18 protein-coding genes are annotated in these 16,439 nt (G+C 44.8%); 9 read left to right on the top strand and 9 right to left on the bottom strand.

Annotation, left to right across the window (positions count from 1 at the left end):
• The gene (gene djlA, locus QMG91_RS02920; RefSeq protein WP_022551541.1) at positions 1 to 864 is read right to left on the bottom strand and encodes a co-chaperone DjlA; all 864 of its coding nucleotides are present in this window, start codon (positions 862 to 864) and stop codon (positions 1 to 3) included.
• Between the two features lie 150 nt (positions 865 to 1,014).
• Here djlA and lptD point away from each other — a divergent pair, with 150 nt between their 5' ends.
• The 6 genes from lptD (at position 1,015) to QMG91_RS02890 (ending at position 7,729) form a co-directional block, all read left to right on the top strand.
• Positions 1,015 to 3,306 carry an LPS assembly protein LptD gene (lptD, locus tag QMG91_RS02915; protein WP_281828745.1) on the top strand — a complete coding sequence of 764 codons (2,292 nt, stop codon included), beginning with the start codon at positions 1,015 to 1,017 and terminating at the stop codon, positions 3,304 to 3,306.
• Positions 3,307 to 3,349: 43 nt separating this feature from the next.
• Positions 3,350 to 4,642: a peptidylprolyl isomerase SurA gene (surA, locus tag QMG91_RS02910; protein WP_281828743.1), complete on the top strand. Its 1,293-nt coding sequence runs from the start codon at positions 3,350 to 3,352 to the stop codon at positions 4,640 to 4,642.
• Positions 4,632 to 5,621, top strand: a complete 990-nt coding sequence (gene pdxA, locus QMG91_RS02905; protein WP_281828741.1) for a 4-hydroxythreonine-4-phosphate dehydrogenase PdxA — start codon at positions 4,632 to 4,634, stop codon at positions 5,619 to 5,621. The genes surA and pdxA overlap by 11 nt, the downstream gene beginning before the upstream one ends.
• Positions 5,618 to 6,427, top strand: coding sequence for a 16S rRNA (adenine(1518)-N(6)/adenine(1519)-N(6))-dimethyltransferase RsmA (rsmA, locus tag QMG91_RS02900; protein WP_022551545.1), 810 nt, complete (start codon positions 5,618 to 5,620; stop codon positions 6,425 to 6,427). The genes pdxA and rsmA overlap by 4 nt, the downstream gene beginning before the upstream one ends.
• Before the next feature lie 96 nt (positions 6,428 to 6,523).
• Entirely contained in the window at positions 6,524 to 6,904 is a 381-nt protein-coding gene (apaG, locus tag QMG91_RS02895; protein ID WP_004401779.1) for a Co2+/Mg2+ efflux protein ApaG, read from the top strand.
• A gap of 12 nt (positions 6,905 to 6,916) precedes the next feature.
• Entirely contained in the window at positions 6,917 to 7,729 is an 813-nt protein-coding gene (locus tag QMG91_RS02890; protein ID WP_281828739.1) for a symmetrical bis(5'-nucleosyl)-tetraphosphatase, read from the top strand.
• Positions 7,730 to 7,808: 79 nt separating this feature from the next.
• On the opposite strand, the gene folA is transcribed toward QMG91_RS02890, so the two are convergent.
• The 6 genes from folA to rplU form a co-directional block, all read right to left on the bottom strand.
• A complete protein-coding gene (folA, locus tag QMG91_RS02885) occupies positions 7,809 to 8,294 on the bottom strand; it encodes a type 3 dihydrofolate reductase (protein ID WP_281828737.1) in 486 nt (161 codons plus the stop codon).
• Between the two features lie 34 nt (positions 8,295 to 8,328).
• Complete coding sequence (locus QMG91_RS02880; RefSeq protein ID WP_409351250.1) at positions 8,329 to 8,793, bottom strand: threonine/serine exporter family protein; 465 nt, start codon at positions 8,791 to 8,793, stop codon at positions 8,329 to 8,331.
• Positions 8,790 to 9,557 (bottom strand): threonine/serine exporter family protein, encoded by a 768-nt coding sequence (locus QMG91_RS02875; RefSeq protein ID WP_022551549.1) that lies wholly within the window; start codon positions 9,555 to 9,557, stop codon positions 8,790 to 8,792. Before QMG91_RS02875 ends, QMG91_RS02880 begins: the two co-directional genes overlap by 4 nt.
• A gap of 100 nt (positions 9,558 to 9,657) precedes the next feature.
• On the bottom strand, positions 9,658 to 10,824 hold the full coding sequence (cgtA, locus tag QMG91_RS02870) for an Obg family GTPase CgtA (protein ID WP_004401774.1): 1,167 nt from the start codon (positions 10,822 to 10,824) through the stop codon (positions 9,658 to 9,660).
• Between the two features lie 259 nt (positions 10,825 to 11,083).
• On the bottom strand, positions 11,084 to 11,341 hold the full coding sequence (gene rpmA / locus QMG91_RS02865; protein ID WP_004401772.1) for a 50S ribosomal protein L27: 258 nt from the start codon (positions 11,339 to 11,341) through the stop codon (positions 11,084 to 11,086).
• Between the two features lie 22 nt (positions 11,342 to 11,363).
• Entirely contained in the window at positions 11,364 to 11,675 is a 312-nt protein-coding gene (rplU, locus tag QMG91_RS02860) for a 50S ribosomal protein L21 (protein WP_004401771.1), read from the bottom strand.
• A gap of 268 nt (positions 11,676 to 11,943) precedes the next feature.
• On the opposite strand from rplU, the gene ispB reads away from it, so the two are divergent.
• Positions 11,944 to 12,915 carry an octaprenyl diphosphate synthase gene (gene ispB, locus QMG91_RS02855; RefSeq protein WP_281828732.1) on the top strand — a complete coding sequence of 324 codons (972 nt, stop codon included), beginning with the start codon at positions 11,944 to 11,946 and terminating at the stop codon, positions 12,913 to 12,915.
• 62 nt (positions 12,916 to 12,977) lie between these two features.
• Here ispB and QMG91_RS02850 read toward each other — a convergent pair whose 3' ends face one another.
• Positions 12,978 to 13,163 (bottom strand): hypothetical protein, encoded by a 186-nt coding sequence (locus tag QMG91_RS02850; protein ID WP_281828731.1) that lies wholly within the window; start codon positions 13,161 to 13,163, stop codon positions 12,978 to 12,980.
• A gap of 123 nt (positions 13,164 to 13,286) precedes the next feature.
• Positions 13,287 to 14,222 carry a malate dehydrogenase gene (gene mdh, locus QMG91_RS02845; RefSeq protein ID WP_022551553.1) on the bottom strand — a complete coding sequence of 312 codons (936 nt, stop codon included), beginning with the start codon at positions 14,220 to 14,222 and terminating at the stop codon, positions 13,287 to 13,289.
• A gap of 372 nt (positions 14,223 to 14,594) precedes the next feature.
• Between mdh and argR the strand changes: the two genes are divergently transcribed.
• Both argR and QMG91_RS02835 read left to right on the top strand, forming a co-directional pair.
• Positions 14,595 to 15,065 carry a transcriptional regulator ArgR gene (argR, locus tag QMG91_RS02840; protein ID WP_004401767.1) on the top strand — a complete coding sequence of 157 codons (471 nt, stop codon included), beginning with the start codon at positions 14,595 to 14,597 and terminating at the stop codon, positions 15,063 to 15,065.
• Positions 15,066 to 15,383: 318 nt separating this feature from the next.
• Entirely contained in the window at positions 15,384 to 16,352 is a 969-nt protein-coding gene (locus tag QMG91_RS02835; RefSeq protein WP_022551554.1) for a TAXI family TRAP transporter solute-binding subunit, read from the top strand.
• Positions 16,353 to 16,439: the final 87 nt, after the last annotated feature.

The following is a 16,439-nucleotide window of genomic DNA, read 5'->3' as shown; positions in this document are numbered from 1 at the left end:
TTACTTAAACCCTTTTTCCTTTTTGATTAAGTCATACGCAGATTGGATCTCCTGCGCCTTTTCTTTCGCCACTTGCATCATTTCTGGAGGCAAACCTTTGGCGACGAGTTTATCTGGATGGTGCTCATTCATCAGTTTGCGATATGCACGCTTGACGGCTTTCGAGTCAGAAGAATCGGAAATACCCAGCACTTTAAAGGCATCGGAAAGCTGACTTGCGGACGATGGCTGCCACTGTCCAGAAGATCGCTGTTGATGGCTGCCCGACTGGCTCCCACCAAAGCCGCCTCCCCCACGCTGAAAACGAAAAGCTGCTTCTTGCATCTGTAAACGTTGTTCAAGCTGCTGAGAGGAAAAACCAAGACCTTGTGCGATAACATGGAGTACATTGCGTTCACTTGGGTGCAGGTCGCCATCTGCAAACGCAGCCGAAATTTGCAGTTCCAAAAAGAACTGTAGCAGGTCAAACCGACCACCTGTTGCAGAACGAACACTCGCTAATGTTTCTTCCAGAGGAAAATCCGATGACTTACCGGAACGAAATGCATCCTGCGCCGCGCGTCTTTGTTCCCCATGAAGGTTCATTCGCTCCATCATGGTCGTTGCAAGCTGAATTTCTTCTTTAGTCACCTGCCCTTTCGCTTTAGCGACATGCCCCATAACGGCAAAAGCACTTTTAAAGAACTCTGCTTGTTTTTCAGCTTGAGATGGACCACCAAAACCTTTTGAGGAGGAAAATCCACCTGTTTGACGGTTTCTCGCCTTATCAAATTGATGCCCTAAAAAAAGCCCAAGAATCGCCCCAGGGATGTTGCCAAAAAGGAAACCGAAAAAAAGGCCAAGAATTTTGCCAAAAATCTGCATTATTGTGCTCTCAATCTATGAATTTTTGCGAACTACCGCGGTCTTATAGTGTCGGTTAATACAAATTCCTTTATGATAAAGGGCGATGTTTTAATTCGGTGTCCGACTACTTTACCGAATGGATTAGGTTTCACAGGATAGCTCAACTCGATGTCTTTTTCTTCCCGCACATTTCTGGCAGCTTCAATTGGCGCTGCACTCACCGTGCCTTCGACACAAGCCGATACCCATAATGATGATAGTGTGCAGGAAATGCCCGCTATAGATCAATGTTATGTACCGGAAGTTGGAGCACCAGATGCAGACGAACAGCCGGTTTTTGTCGAAGCAGACAGTATTACGGCAATAGCTGAAAAACAGGCGGTATACCAAGGTGATGTAGTCATCACTCAAGGACACCGTAAGATGAAAGCCGACTCTGTCACCCACAACCCAGTTGAAAATACATTGCGCGCCGAAGGTAATGTTCAGTTTAGTGATGGGCAAATAAAGTCCCATTCAACCGTTGTTACTTCCAATGTTGACGATGAATTAGTCACGATGGAAAACACACAATATCGTTTTCTCTGTGAAGCAGGGAGAGGTGAAGCGACAAGAGTGTTAAAAACTGGTCAAGCTATCTACGAAATGGAAGACGGCACTTTGACTGCCTGCCCAGAGGGAGATAGCTCATGGCGAGTAAAAGCATCTTCTATCGAGCTGGATCAGGATGAAGAACAAGCATACTTTTACAATACTCGCTTTGAAGTATTAGATGTCCCAATCTTCTACATGCCTTATATGAGTATGCCTGTAGGAGATAAGAGAAAATCTGGCTTATTGTTCCCAAGAGTTTCTCTAGATACCAATGATGGCTTAAGTATCAATGTGCCTTTTTACTGGAATATTGCTCCTAACTACGACCTGCTGACCAAGTTCAACTACATGGAGCGACGTGGTCTTCAGCTTGATAGCAAGTTTCGTTATCTGACCCCCTATGGCGGAGGTGCATTGCATGGTGAATATATCGGGAAAGATGAGCGAAACACTGAGTTTGGCCCACGATGGGGCTTTAACTACACTCACGATGGCATTATTGCCAATTCCTGGAAACTAAATGTCGACTATTCTCTAGCCAGTGATATTGATTATTTCCGAGACTTTAAATCCGACATAGGTAACCGTGAAGATGGTCAATTACTCCAGACTGGAAGCGCATCTTATCGAACTCAGGACTGGGATTTAACTCTGACTCTGAAGGATTTTCAGATTTTGGATGAGAAAGGTAACCAACCTTATCAAATGCTTCCGCAACTGAAATTCAACTACTACGCCCCCGATTTTTATACGGGCATCAACTTCGACATGACCAGCCATATTACGCGCTTTATCACCGATGATGTAGATAAACCATCAGCCACAAGAGTTCATATTGAACCCGGCGTTGTTGTTCCGTTTTCACGTCCATGGGGTTCACTTACTGGTGAAGCAAGAATGCTAGCCACACACTATCAACAAGAACTTACCGGTACGAGCGACTCTGATCTGCAGGAAAGCGCTACACGAGCGATCCCTGAAGTCCGTGTACACGGCATTCTAAACCTTGAAAGGGATGCTGGCAGCTATATTCAAACCCTGGAGCCCCAGGTTCAATACCTTTACATTCCTGAAACGGATCAAAAAGGGATAGGTTTGTACGACACCACTTTGTTGCAAACCGACTACTATGGATTGTTTCGAAGCCGCAAACACAGTGGTGTCGATCGCATCCAAAAAGCGAACCAGTTCAGTTATGGTGCGACAACTCGCTTTTACGACAACAACTATAAAGAAAGACTTAATGTTTCATTTGGTCAGATTTATTACCTTGAGCCTGTTTCATCAAATGAAAATACCTCAAATTATTCTGCTTGGGCTGTAGAGGCTGATTTCAACTTCAATGACTATCTCTTCTATCATGGTGGCGTCCAATACGACATTGAGTCCAGCGCAATACAATTGGCGAACAGTGCATTGGAATACAGGTTCAATGGTGGTTATATTCAATCCAACTATCGCTACGTTACAAAAGAATACATTGAAAGTTCGGTAGATGGCTTAGACGTATCCAATATCACTAAGTCAGGTATCTCTCAGGCAGGATTGTTGGCATCTTACCAAATTACCCCCCGCTGGTATGCCAGTGCCCAATATTTCTATGACACAACAGTCAAACAAAATATCGAATATTTGGCGCATCTTGGTTACCGCTCTGATTGTTGGTACATCAGTTTTACCTATAGCAACCAGTTAAGAAGTTGGAATGGTAATTTTGTGACAGACCCTAACGCTATCCCTGTTTATGATGACAACTTTGCCCTAAACTTTGGCATCTTTGGTTTTGGTACGTCGCTTGGTGCACCAACTGCATCTAGTGGTGATAACGCTCTGGGCTACGGTCGCCCATTTTATCTAAACAACTAATTTATCTTTTTCAGAGAACTCCTCTGAAAGTAATGGAAACAACATGAAAATGTGGAAAAAAACACTCTTAAGCCTCACTATCGCATTCAGTTCGTTTGGTGCATTTGCTCAACCCGTTGAGTTAGATAAAGTCGTTGTTATTGTTAACGAAGGCGTTATCCTGCAAAGCGACATAGACTCCGCGCTCAAAACCATTCGAGCAAATGCGCGAGCAGCCAATCAGGCACTACCAAGTGCAGATATTCTCAAAGATCAGGTGCTGGAAAAACTCATCTTAGACACCATTCAAACCCAGCAAGCAGAGAAACTAGGCGTACGTATAGACGACAACCGGCTTGAGCTTGCAATCAAAGAGATCGCAACTAACCAGAAAAAATCCATCACACAGCTTCGTCAGTCATTGTCAAAAGAAGGCTTAAGTTACGCCGAATTTCGCGAACAGGTTCGTAACGAAATTGCCGCATCTGAAGCTAGAAACGCACAAGTCCGTCGCCGAATCAACATCCTTCCTGCCGAAGTAGAAAGCTTGGCGGAAATTCTGGCGAAAGAGAGCAACGCCACTGTTCAGTACAAAGTGAATCACATTCAGCTTCGCTTCAATGACGACCAGACAAAACAAGAAGTGGAAGAACAAGCGAAACAACTCGTTTCTCAGATCAACGCTGGTAAAGATTTTAAAACCATGGCGTACACCTACTCCAAGGGACCAAAAGCCCTGCAGGGTGGTGATTGGGGCTGGCTAAGAAAAGAAGAGATGCCAACCATCTTTGCAGATCAGATTACCACACAAGGTAAAGGTGCGGTAATTGGTCCATTTCGCAGTGGCGTGGGTTTCCATATTATAAAGCTTGAAGACGTCAAAGGTCTTGAAACCGTTGCGGTCACCGAAGTGAACGCGCGTCATATTTTGATCAAAACATCGGTTATCTTAAGCGATGAAGGTGCAAAGCGTGAGCTCAATGAATACATTCGCCAAATCAATGCTGGCGAGCGCTCATTTGGTGATTTGGCACAGCAATACAGCGCGGATCCAGGATCGGCAGCAAATAATGGTGAACTTGGATTCCAAACTCCAGATCTCTATGTTCCTGAGTTCAAACATCAAATTGAAACTCTGCCTGTAGGGCAAATCAGTAAACCTTTCGAAACCGTTCATGGCTGGCACATAGTTGAAGTGTTAGACAGAAGAAAAGTGGACAGAACCGACTCTGCTCTCACCAACAAAGCCTATCGAATTCTCTTTAACCGCAAATTCAATGAAGAAGTGGGAGCCTGGATGCAGGAAATTCGTGCAGGTGCTTACGTAGAAGTGTTGGGAGAAGAGAATGACAGTTAGACGAATTGCCGTCACCGCTGGTGAGCCTGCTGGCATAGGTCCTGATCTGGTTTTAGCACTGTCCAAACATGACTGGGCGCACCAGATCATTGTTATCGCTGATAAAACGGTTCTGGCTGAACGTGCTGAACAACTCAATATTGACGTTGAATTGATCAGTTACGATTCGGAAAATCCAGCGTTACCACAGAAAAGCGGCACACTCATTGTAGACCATATGTCTGTTGCCACTCCAGTTGTTGCGGGCGAGCTCAACGAATCCAATGGTCACTATGTTCTGAATACGCTAGAAAGAGCCGCCGAAGGCTGTATGAAAGACGAATTTGATGCTATTGTCACCGGCCCTGTGCACAAGGGGATCATTAACAGAGCAGGAGTCGCGTTTAGCGGGCATACAGAGTTTTTCGCGGACAAATCGGATACTCCTCTCGTAGTAATGATGCTGGCAACTGAAGGTTTGCGTGTCGCGCTTGTCACGACGCATATTCCTCTGGCTTATGTCTCTCAAGCTGTAACCAAGGATCGCCTTGAAAAAATCATTGAGATCTTACACAAAGACTTAGTGGAAAAATTTGCCATTAAGCAGCCTAAAATTTATGTATGCGGATTAAACCCCCATGCAGGTGAAGATGGATGTCTGGGGATGGAAGAAATTGAAACCATCACTCCTACATTAGAAAAAATCCGCAAGGAAAAAGGTGTCGACTTAATCGGTCCTTTACCTGCCGATACCATCTTCAACCAAAAATATTTGCAAGAAGCGGACGCCGTTTTGGGCATGTATCACGACCAAGTTCTTCCTGTATTAAAATACAAAGGTTTTGGTCGTTCTGTTAATATAACGCTCGGTTTACCGTTCATTCGTACATCAGTAGACCATGGTACAGCACTTGATTTGGCAGGGACAGGTCAGGCGGATACAGGAAGTTTCCAAACAGCGCTCACGCACGCTATCGAATTAGTAGAGAAGAAACAATGAGAAACGATGTCCACTTAGGACACAAAGCGCGTAAACGTTTTGGTCAGAACTTTTTGAACGATCCATACATTATTGATGGCATCGTGTCTGCGATTAACCCTAAACCTGGACAGAATCTGGTTGAAATCGGTCCTGGTCTGGGGGCAATTACAGAGCCAGTAGGCAAAGAAGTCGATAAGTTTACGGTAATTGAACTCGACCGAGATCTGGCAGAGCGTCTGCGCACTCATCCAGACTTAGCAGAAAAACTGACCATTCACGAAGGCGATGCTATGCGTTTTGACTTCACTCAATTAGTGAAGCCAAATAACAAATTGCGCATTTTCGGCAACCTTCCATATAACATCTCGACCCCATTGATGTTCCATCTTTTTGAATTCCATAAAGACATTCAAGATATGCACTTTATGCTTCAAAAAGAGGTCGTAAACCGCCTAGCAGCGGCACCTGGCAGCAAGGCATATGGTCGATTAACGGTAATGGCGCAATACTTCTGTAAAGTTGTCCCTGTACTGGAAGTGCCACCAACGGCATTTGTTCCACCACCAAAAGTCGATTCAGCGGTTGTAAGATTAATGCCTTACGAAGAATTGCCTTATCCAGCAAAAAGCCTGAAATGGCTAGATCGTGTATGTCGTGAAGGGTTTAACCAACGCCGTAAAACCGTTCGCAACTGTTACAAAGGTCTGCTGAGCCAAGAGGTGTTGGAAGAGCTTGGAGTAAATCCAAGTATGCGCCCTGAAAACCTGACACTCGAACAATTTGTCGACATGGCAAACTGGCTAGATTCTAACCACTCCAGCTAGAATCTATCCTCATAAAGCTGATAAATGCCTTAAGTCTGTTATAGTTAAGAAAAATACCGGACTTAAGGCTTTTTTACGCCTTCAAGGAGAGCCTATATGGAAGTATCCCATCCTTGTGTTAAATGTCAGGTGCATACCAAGTATGTACCCGAGCAATCCCAACCGGATCAAAACCGCTACGTCTTCGCTTATATCATCACGATTAAAAACCTCAGCCAGCAAACCGTGCAGCTAATGAGCCGAAAGTGGCTGATTACCGATGGAAACAGCAAACAGTTAGTTGTAGAAGGTGATGGTGTCGTGGGTGAACAACCTGTTATCGAGGCAGGTGATGAATATACCTACACCAGCGGTACCGCCATCGAAACCCCCATTGGTGTTATGCAGGGTCACTACATCATGCACGATGAAGCTGGCGCAGAATTCAAAGCAGACATCGACCCTTTCCGTCTGGCTATTCCCAATATCTTAAATTAAGGAGTTCATTTCTTGGCTAACTACATTGTTGGTGATATTCAGGGTTGTTACGAAGAACTGAAACTTCTGCTCAAACAAGCAGACTTCAACAAGAATTCCGATACGATCTGGTTTGCTGGTGACCTGGTTGCCAGAGGACCAGACTCTTTAAAAACACTCAGGTACGTCAAAAAGCTTGGTTCAGCGGCAAAAGTCATTCTGGGAAATCACGATCTGCACTTACTCGCCGTTTATCATGGTATTAGCCCTCTAAAGAAGAAAGACAAAACTGCGCCAATCATCAATGCTAAAGATTGTGATGAATTGATGGCTTGGTTACGTGAACACCCACTAATGATTGAACACGATGATTTTGTGATGTGCCATGCTGGTATTTCTCCTGAATGGGACCTAGAAACTGCGCGTCGGGAAGCCAAAATTGTGGAAAATGTTCTGCAAAGCGATCGATGGGAATGGTTACTTGAAAATATGTATGACAATCAGCCCGATGCCTGGGACGAAAATTTACAAGGTATCGAGCGTTATCGTTATACCATTAACGCTTTCACTCGAATGCGTTTCGTTTTTCCCGATGGTCGTTTAGACATGGCGTGCAAGCTTCCGCCATCAGAAGTAGAAGATGGGTCGTTAATGCCTTGGTTTGATCTTCCAGATAGAAAGCCACTAGGCAAAGCTGTTTTATTTGGTCACTGGGCAGCACTTGAGGGAGTTCAAAGAGAAGATCTTATTGGTCTGGATACTGGGTGTGTCTGGGGAGGCGAACTCACAATGATTCGCTGGGAAGATAAGCAGATCTTTACCCAAAACGCCCTTTCAGCGGATTAAACCTTTCTGTAGATTAAAGCATTCAGCAAATTAGAGCATTCAATGGGAGAAAGCAGAATTTCTCCCATTTATCATTGCCTTATCGTTCCCGTTCCAAGACCACAAACTCCAGGTTATAGGCATTCTTTTCATCTTTTGAAAAATGCTCTTTATGAGTCTGTTTCCAACCTTCTCCCCAGTCAGGGAACTGCGTATCGCCTTCTATTTCCGCATCGATGTGAGTGATATACAAGGTATCGGCAATTGGTAAACACTCTGCGTAAATTGAACCGCCACCAATGATCATTAGCTCTTCAATACCTTCAACAAGTTGTTTTGCTTGATCGATGCTGGTAGTGGTCTCTACCCCTTCAATTTTCAAATTAGGGTCACGGCTGACGACAATGTTGCGTCGCCCGGGTAGTGGGTGCCCGATCGACTCATAGGTCTTACGCCCCATAACAACAGGTTTACCCATAGTACAACGCTTAAACCACGCAAAGTCGGCAGGAAGGTGCCAAGGCATGTCGTTATCTTTACCAATAATGCGGTTGTGTGCCATTGCGGCGATCATGCTGATTTTCATTCGGGTCCTTTTAAACGGCTAACGCTTTATTAATCTAAACAATGGGTTTGCGGCGGTAGAATAGCAAACCGGGCATGGCTAAGCCAATGGCCAGCCCAGCGATGATAAACATGGCTTTAAGGAAGTTTTCAACCAATGCACCAAAAAGCGCATCGCTGTAACCAAGACTATTCAATTCTACCAAGGCAATCATCGCTTTAAAGGCGTATACCCCCGGCACCATAGGAATTAATGCGGCAACAGTAAATACCTTAGGATGAGCCAGAAATCGATGTGACCATTTCACTCCGATAAAACCAACGATGGTAGCAGCCAAAAAGGTCGCCCACTCAATAGGCACACCGTACTCCATTAGTAAGAAACGGCTACCGTGACCGATTGCTCCACCAATGGCACAAAACTTTAGAGCATTAACGGGCACATTGAAAACCAGAGCAAACCCTACGGCGGGTATCGCTGCGAAAAACATGTCGTTGATGAGCGCTAAAAATAGATTCATCCTATCCACCCCCATACACCAACGATATTCATGGCACCTATGATCCCCATTGCGGTTGCCAGAGTGAGAAGACTCGCCATAACAAAGCGAGCGATGCCCATATCAACGTAACCTTTCAACATATCCGCAACCGCATTAATCAAAGGAAAGCCGGGAACCAACATCAGGACTGAGGAAGCCATTGCGATAAATGGTTCGTTTCCAATTTGAAAAAGCATCGCCTGAGCAGATACTAAGGTAGTGACAAAAGCGGTCACGGAGAAATTTAAGAACGGATTGAAATGACGATGACCAATTTCCTGACGAACGATCATGCCAAGTGCAGACGCCAAGAACGTCATCGCAAAAATTGCCCAGTCTCCGCCAGCTAAGCGGCTGAATGATGCACAAGAGAGTCCAATCATAACCACGACCAGCCAGCGGTTGTAACGCTCAGGCGTGATTGCGTCTAGTTTTTCCTGAGCCAAAGCACTATCTAAAAGCCCTTTCTCCATCAAAATGCAAATGCGCTGTATCTGAGTGACTGCGCGCATGTTGATGCCTCTGTCTGGGCTTCGTCTGGCGGTGGTAATACAATTGCCGTGCTTAAGCGTAGTCACAACAAGTGAACTGGCTGAGAGTGATACTTCCACTTCATCCATTTTACTGGCAATACCTATTCGGCGAGCAATATCACTCACCAACGTACTTTCCGCACCATGAGCGAGCAGCATTTGCGCTGCCTGAGCAATAAGGCGTGTCACTTTTCGCTGACTGTTTTCCATAACAACCTAAACATTCAATTCATGCTCAGAAAGTATACTGAGCTTCTACACATAAAAAATGCCGCAACCAAAGATTGCGGCATTTCTGTTAACAGTGAGCTTAATCGCGGACGTAGATAACGTGACCGTCATCTTCTTCATCGTCCCAGTCATCCCAGTCGTCTTCGGTAATGACATTTTTTCCACTCATCGCATCTTTATGGTAGTCGTCCCACATAAAGTCAACCTTGTCTTCCTCGGTCTCTTCTTCTACTTCACGTGGTAGATTTTCCATAAAGTCAGCCAGTTTGTAACAAAGCTCTTTCGTGCCCTGCTTGTTAACAGCAGAAACTTTAAAGTACTCGTCTTCCCAACCCAGAGCATCCAAAATCTCTTGGATCTTCTCATTGGCTTCTTCTTCTGGCATCAAATCAGTCTTGTTGAATACCAACCAGCGAGGCTTTTGAGCGACTTTTTCACTGTATTGCTCAAGCTCATCAATAATGGTCAGAGCATTCTGGATAGGATCCGACTGATCGATCGGCATAATGTCGATCATGTGCAGTAAGACTCGGCAGCGCTCAAGGTGTTTCAAGAAACGAATACCCAATCCAGCGCCATCCGCAGCCCCTTCAATAAGACCAGGAATATCCGCAACAACAAAGCTCTTCTCAGGTACGACACTAACTACGCCTAAGCTTGGAATGAGAGTGGTAAACGGATAATCCGCCACTTTCGGCTTCGCTGCAGATACCGCTCGAATAAACGTAGACTTACCTGCATTAGGCAGGCCAAGCATACCAACATCGGCAAGCAGAAGAAGCTCAAGGCGCAATTCGCGAACTTCGCCTTTGGTACCCATTGTCTTTTGACGAGGAGCACGGTTAACGGACGATTTGAAACGCGTGTTGCCTAAACCATGCCAGCCACCTTTGGCAACCATGATTTTTTTACCGTGTTCGGCAACTTCACCTACGATTTCGTTAGTATGGATATCAACCGCACGCGTACCCACCGGTACTTTCAACGTAATGTCTTTGCCGCGCTTACCCGTACAGTTACCACCACGACCATTTTCACCACGATCAGCGTTATAGAAGCGCTGGAAACGATAGTCGATAAGCGTATTTAAGTTTTCATCCGCCTGGACGTAAACATCACCACCATCACCACCGTCACCACCATCAGGACCACCTTTGGCGACAAACTTCTCACGCCAAAAGCTAACAACGCCGTTACCACCGTCGCCAGCCTCTACTTTAATTACCGCTTCATCAACGAATTTCATCTCTTACTCCGCATTTTTTGCGTTTCAATACCACTCGAGTAAAGTGATATAAATTCTAGCAGATCCAGATGTAAGATCGATCACCTGAGATCCAGGATCGGTCTGCATTCAAGAACAAAAAGAAAAAGTTTCTAGCACGTCTTATTTGTGCCAATAAGACTAAAGGTTTCTATCGCCAGAAAATTGTGCTTTGTGCTCTGTCATAAATAAAAAACCCCGCCGAATCGGCAGGGCTTTTGAATTCAGCTAGAAACTAAAATTATTCAGCTTCGATGCTAACGAATTTACGGTTTTTAGGACCTTTCACTTCGAACTTAACTTTACCGTCAGTTAGAGCGAATAGAGTGTGGTCTTTACCCAAACCTACGTTGTTACCAGCGTGGAACTTAGTACCACGTTGACGAACGATGATGTTACCCGCTAGTACAGATTCGCCACCGAAACGCTTAACACCAAGACGTTTACTTTCTGAATCACGACCGTTACGAGTAGAACCGCCAGCTTTTTTGTGTGCCATTGTTAAACTCTCCTAATTTCGATTAAGCGTTGATGCCAGTGATTTTCACTTCTGTGAACCACTGACGGTGACCTTGTTGCTTACGAGAGTGCTTACGACGACGGAACTTAACGACTTTAACTTTGTCGCCACGACCGTGCTGAACCACTTCAGCAGTAACCTTGCCACCCTCTACTAGAGGAGCACCAACAGTGATTTCTTCACCGTTAGCTACAAGAAGAACTTTATCGAACTCAACAGTTGCGCCTGTTTCAACGTCTAATTTCTCTAAACGAAGAGTTTGACCTTCGCTTACACGGTGTTGTTTACCACCAGATTGGAAAACAGCGTACATATTTTACTCCGCTTTTTCCGCACAGCCTATGCTTTGTTGGGCATTTTGGGTGTGCGCTAAACTAATCATCAATAGGGCGCAGATTCTACAGAAAGGACAACCCTATGACAAGCCATATTTTGAAAAAATTGGCGAAAAGCTAATCGCCAAAGAAAAGTGAGCCAATCATGCCGTTAGATAATGCATTTCGCAACGATTTTTAGTGTAATATTCAGCAATTAATCAAAATCATTAAGCCTTACAGGGTCTAACCTCAGCCGGAAGTACAATGGATTTTAAAGCTATCCAAGCGCTCACAGCCGATGATATGGCAAAAGTGAACGAAACCATCCTTGCTCAACTCAACTCGGATGTAAGTTTAATTAATCAACTTGGATTTTATATTGTGAGTGGAGGCGGCAAACGCCTGCGTCCACTTCTTGCTGTGCTTTCTGCACGTGCATTGGGATACCAAGGAAGCAGTCACACCACTGCAGCTGCATTTATTGAGTTTATTCACACTGCTACATTGCTGCATGATGACGTTGTCGATGAATCAGACATGCGTCGAGGCAAAGCAACAGCCAACGCAGCGTTTGGTAATGCGGCAAGTGTATTGGTGGGTGACTTTATCTATACTCGCTCTTTCCAGATGATGACTGAGCTAGGATCTATGAAGATCCTTAAATTGATGAGCGATGCGGTAAACATCATTGCTGAAGGTGAAGTGCAGCAGTTAATGAACTGTAATGACCCAAGCACCACTGAAGAAAGCTACATGCAGGTCATCTACTCAAAAACAGCACGACTGTTTGAGGCGGCTACTCAAATTGGCGCAATCCTGACGGACTCATCACCAGAAATAGAGACAGCCTTGCAAAACTACGGCAAGTACCTAGGTACAGCCTTCCAGTTAATTGATGATGTTTTGGATTACACGGCAGACGGTAAAGAGATGGGCAAAAATGTGGGTGATGACCTCGCAGAAGGCAAACCTACCCTTCCTCTTCTTTACGCAATGAGAAATGGTACTGAAGCGCAACGTGAGATGATCCACGAGGCAATTGAAAAAGCGAATGGCATGGAGCGTCTGGATGACATTCTTCAGGCAATGAAAGAGACAGGCTCTCTTGAATACACTACAAATCTAGCAAACAAAGAAGCTGATAAAGCCATCGCCGAACTTGATGTACTGCCGGAGTCAGAATACAAAGAAGCATTGGTGACGCTTGCCCATATGGCGGTGAAACGAAGTAAGTAACAGTTAAAATCTGTTAACACTGAGCACTACGAATCAGCGCTCCACTAGGAGCGCTTATTCGTTTACCCTAAACAGCCATTGTAAATATGCCAGCTCTGTTCTAGCTCACTGATGGATTGCATTATCTGCTGATTTGATTTTGTGTTTTCCATCAATACCATGTTGGTTGCCGTATCTACGATTAAGACCTCTGCCACGCAGTCTTCTTTTTCTACCCACATTCCTTTTGTCAGTCTGGAAATATCCACTTTCACTCTCCTACTTACCTAGCACAAACTGAACTACGTAGAACATAGGAAGAGCGATCAAAAAAGCCGACCTAAAAGGCCGACTTTTACATTTAATGGCTTCGGGCCAATGACCCCTGGTGATTACTTCGCGAAGTCAACACCAATAGCGATATCACCTTTCAGTGTATCTAACATGCCATCCAGTGCAGCCTGCTCGTAAGCACTGATCTCACCGTAGCTCAGTACTTCTTCTACACCGTTCTTACCAAGTTTAACTGGCTGAGCGAAGTACTCTGCGTGCTCGCTACCACCGTCAACGTAAGCGCACTCAATAACACCTTCTTCACCCTGAAGCGCTTTAACAAGTGCCAGACCGAAGCGACATGCCGCCTGCCCCATCGAAAGTGTTGCACTACCGCCACCCGCTTTTGCTTCTACGACTTCAGTACCTGCATTTTGGATACGCTTAGTCAGAGCTTCAACTTCTTCGTCAGTGAACTCTACACCTTCAACTTGAGAAAGCAGAGGAAGAATAGTCACACCAGAGTGACCGCCGATAACAGGAACGCGAATGTCGCCTGGATCTTTGTCTTTTAGCTCAGCAACAAAAGTTTCAGAACGGATAACGTCCAGAGTAGTTACACCAAATAGCTTACGCTTGTCGTAAACACCTGCTTTCTTCAGTACTTCTGCAGCGATTGGAACGGTCGTGTTTACTGGGTTTGTAATGATACCAACACATGCCGAAGGGCAAACAACAGCAATCTTCTCAGCAAGCGACTTAACGATGCCCGCATTCACATTAAACAGATCCGCACGATCCATACCTGGCTTACGTGCAACACCAGCGGAAATCAGTACAACGTCTGCACCTTCCAGTGCTGGTGTAGGATCTTCACCTGCATAACCTTTAATTGAAACCGGCGTTGGGATGTGGCTCAAGTCCGCTGCAACACCTGGGGTGACTGGAGCGATATCGTAAAGTGCAAGATCAGAACCTGCTGGTAAACGGTTCTTGAGTAGAAGTGCAAGTGCTTGGCCAATGCCTCCTGCGGCACCAATGACGGCTACTTTCATGGTTATTCTCCTTGGGTAATTTAGCAATACTTCACGTTAAGGTATGAAACGTTTGGGAGTTGGGTTTTTTAACCTCATATGTAAATAAGAAATTATAGTAACTACGATCTTATTACAATTAATTAACCCCAGCTTTGCGACTTCGCGCAACTCACCTCTGACGTGCCACAAAATGAAGCGAGAGCATGCTCTTAAAACATTGAAGCTACAACAAGTTGGATTCAAAAATTTGTGGCATTAATCTCATATATTCTCGTGACTTTGGCACAACTACAAGTGACTTTAGTAGCAGAAATGGGGCAGAAGTTGGTTAAGGCACATTATCTATGCAAAAATAACAAAAATAGTTTTAATTATATGAAACTGAGAATCATGCGAAATACAGAAAAGCAAGACACCCTTGTGCGCGCGTTTAAAGCGCTACTAAAAGAAGAGCGTTTTGGTTCACAAGGTGAAATTGTCGACGCGTTGAAGCTGGAAGGTTTTGAAAACATCAATCAATCCAAAGTTTCACGTATGTTGACTAAATTTGGTGCAGTGCGTACCCGCAATGCCAAAATGGAAATGGTATATTGCCTTCCAGCAGAGCTTGGGGTTCCAACGGTTTCCAGCTCTTTAAGAGAGTTGGTTTTGGATATTGACCACAACAATGCTCTTGTTGTCATCCACACAGGACCGGGAGCAGCTCAACTGATTGCCCGACTACTTGACTCCCTTGGAAAATCCGAAGGCATTCTGGGTGTGGTTGCTGGTGACGACACCATTTTCATCACCCCTACATTGCCTGTGACAACCGAAGAGTTATTCCGTTCGGTTTGCGAATTGTTTGAATACGCTGGTTAATATTCACACGCTGAAATGTTATTTTTGATGATTACATTAAATAAGTGAAGCAGATCACAAAAAATACAATCTGCTACTTAACTAAGCCCCAAACTCTAACCCCATGAAAAACAAAGATTTTATGGGGTTATTTATTTCCTTTATTCCATTTCGCTTCCAGACTTATCGTCTATAGAAATTAACATTCTTGTAATTTCCAACCTGATTTTTGCTATTATTCAGCCACTTTTTCATCTAATGGACTGAAAAAGATGCCGTTTCCAATAGGAAGCTATTCCACATCATGTGGCGAATAATGAAAATAAGGAAGGGAAATTCATGGCATTTAAACACCTTGTAAAAATCAGTGCGATTGCTGCAGCCGTAGCCGGTGCTGGTTCTGTTCACGCTCAAGAATTCATTACCATTGGTACAGGCTCCGTTACTGGCGTTTACTACCCAACAGGTGGTGCGATCTGTAAGCTAGTGAACAAAGGTCGTAAAGAACACAATATTCGTTGTTCAGTAGAATCCACTGGCGGTTCTATCTACAACGTAAATACCATTCGAGCTGGTGAACTGGACTTTGGCGTTGTTCAGTCAGACTGGCAGTTCCACGGTTATAACGGTACAAGTAAATTCTCTGAACAGGGTCCGTACAAAAAACTGCGTGCTATGTTCTCTCTTCACACTGAACCGTTCAACATCATTGCACGTGCAGACGCAAACATTGAAAACGTTGCTGATCTTAAAGGCAAACGTGTGAACATCGGTAACCCTGGTTCTGGTGATCGCGCAACAATGGGCGTAGTGATGGAGTCATTTGGCTGGACAAACGACAGCTTTAAGCTGGCGTCTGAGCTAAAAGGTTCTGAGCGTTCACAAGCACTTTGTGATAACAAGATTGACGCATTCATTTACATGGTCGGTCACCCGAACGGCTCTATTAAAGAAGCGACAACATCTTGTGACGCGAAACTGGTGTCTGCAACAGGTAAAGAGATCGACAAGATCGTAGCGGATAACCCTTACTACGCATACAGCAACGTACCAGCAGGCATGTACCGCGGTACTGATGGCGACGTTAAGAGCTTTGGTGTTGCTGCGACTATGGTAACTACTTCAGACGTATCTGACGATGTTGCTTACAACGTAGCAAAAGCGGTATTCGAAAACTTCAGTACGTTTAAGCGTTTGCACCCAGCTTTTGCAAACCTGAAGAAAGAAGACATGGTGAAAGCGGGTCTTTCCATTCCTCTACACCCAGGTGCTGAGAAATACTACAGAGAAATTGGTCTGCTTAAATAAGGCGCCTGCTCTTTAAACGACAAAAAAGGAGGCGCGATTGCCTCCTTTTTATTGCCTTTTGACAGCGCATACAAACAGTCGCTCTCC

This window comes from Vibrio nigripulchritudo (genome assembly GCF_027924785.1).
In the GTDB taxonomy this organism is placed as follows: domain Bacteria; phylum Pseudomonadota; class Gammaproteobacteria; order Enterobacterales; family Vibrionaceae; genus Vibrio; species Vibrio nigripulchritudo.
The sequence above is the reverse complement of the archived record's forward strand: the minus strand, read 5'-3'. Positions and strand labels throughout refer to the sequence as shown.

Bases quoted from the DNA above. Each gene is read 5' to 3' on its own strand.
- djlA (WP_022551541.1), bottom strand. From the start codon at position 864: ATGCAGATTTTTGGCAAAATTCTTGGCCTTTTTTTCGGTTTCCTTTTT.
- lptD (WP_281828745.1), top strand. From the start codon at position 1,015: ATGTCTTTTTCTTCCCGCACATTTCTGGCAGCTTCAATTGGCGCTGCA.
- surA (WP_281828743.1), top strand. From the start codon at position 3,350: ATGAAAATGTGGAAAAAAACACTCTTAAGCCTCACTATCGCATTCAGT.
- pdxA (WP_281828741.1), top strand. From the start codon at position 4,632: ATGACAGTTAGACGAATTGCCGTCACCGCTGGTGAGCCTGCTGGCATA.
- rsmA (WP_022551545.1), top strand. From the start codon at position 5,618: ATGAGAAACGATGTCCACTTAGGACACAAAGCGCGTAAACGTTTTGGT.
- apaG (WP_004401779.1), top strand. From the start codon at position 6,524: ATGGAAGTATCCCATCCTTGTGTTAAATGTCAGGTGCATACCAAGTAT.
- folA (WP_281828737.1), bottom strand. From the start codon at position 8,294: ATGAAAATCAGCATGATCGCCGCAATGGCACACAACCGCATTATTGGT.
- QMG91_RS02880 (WP_409351250.1), bottom strand. From the start codon at position 8,793: ATGAATCTATTTTTAGCGCTCATCAACGACATGTTTTTCGCAGCGATA.
- QMG91_RS02875 (WP_022551549.1), bottom strand. From the start codon at position 9,557: ATGGAAAACAGTCAGCGAAAAGTGACACGCCTTATTGCTCAGGCAGCG.
- cgtA (WP_004401774.1), bottom strand. From the start codon at position 10,824: ATGAAATTCGTTGATGAAGCGGTAATTAAAGTAGAGGCTGGCGACGGT.
- rpmA (WP_004401772.1), bottom strand. From the start codon at position 11,341: ATGGCACACAAAAAAGCTGGCGGTTCTACTCGTAACGGTCGTGATTCA.
- rplU (WP_004401771.1), bottom strand. From the start codon at position 11,675: ATGTACGCTGTTTTCCAATCTGGTGGTAAACAACACCGTGTAAGCGAA.
- ispB (WP_281828732.1), top strand. From the start codon at position 11,944: ATGGATTTTAAAGCTATCCAAGCGCTCACAGCCGATGATATGGCAAAA.
- mdh (WP_022551553.1), bottom strand. From the start codon at position 14,222: ATGAAAGTAGCCGTCATTGGTGCCGCAGGAGGCATTGGCCAAGCACTT.
- argR (WP_004401767.1), top strand. From the start codon at position 14,595: ATGCGAAATACAGAAAAGCAAGACACCCTTGTGCGCGCGTTTAAAGCG.
- QMG91_RS02835 (WP_022551554.1), top strand. From the start codon at position 15,384: ATGGCATTTAAACACCTTGTAAAAATCAGTGCGATTGCTGCAGCCGTA.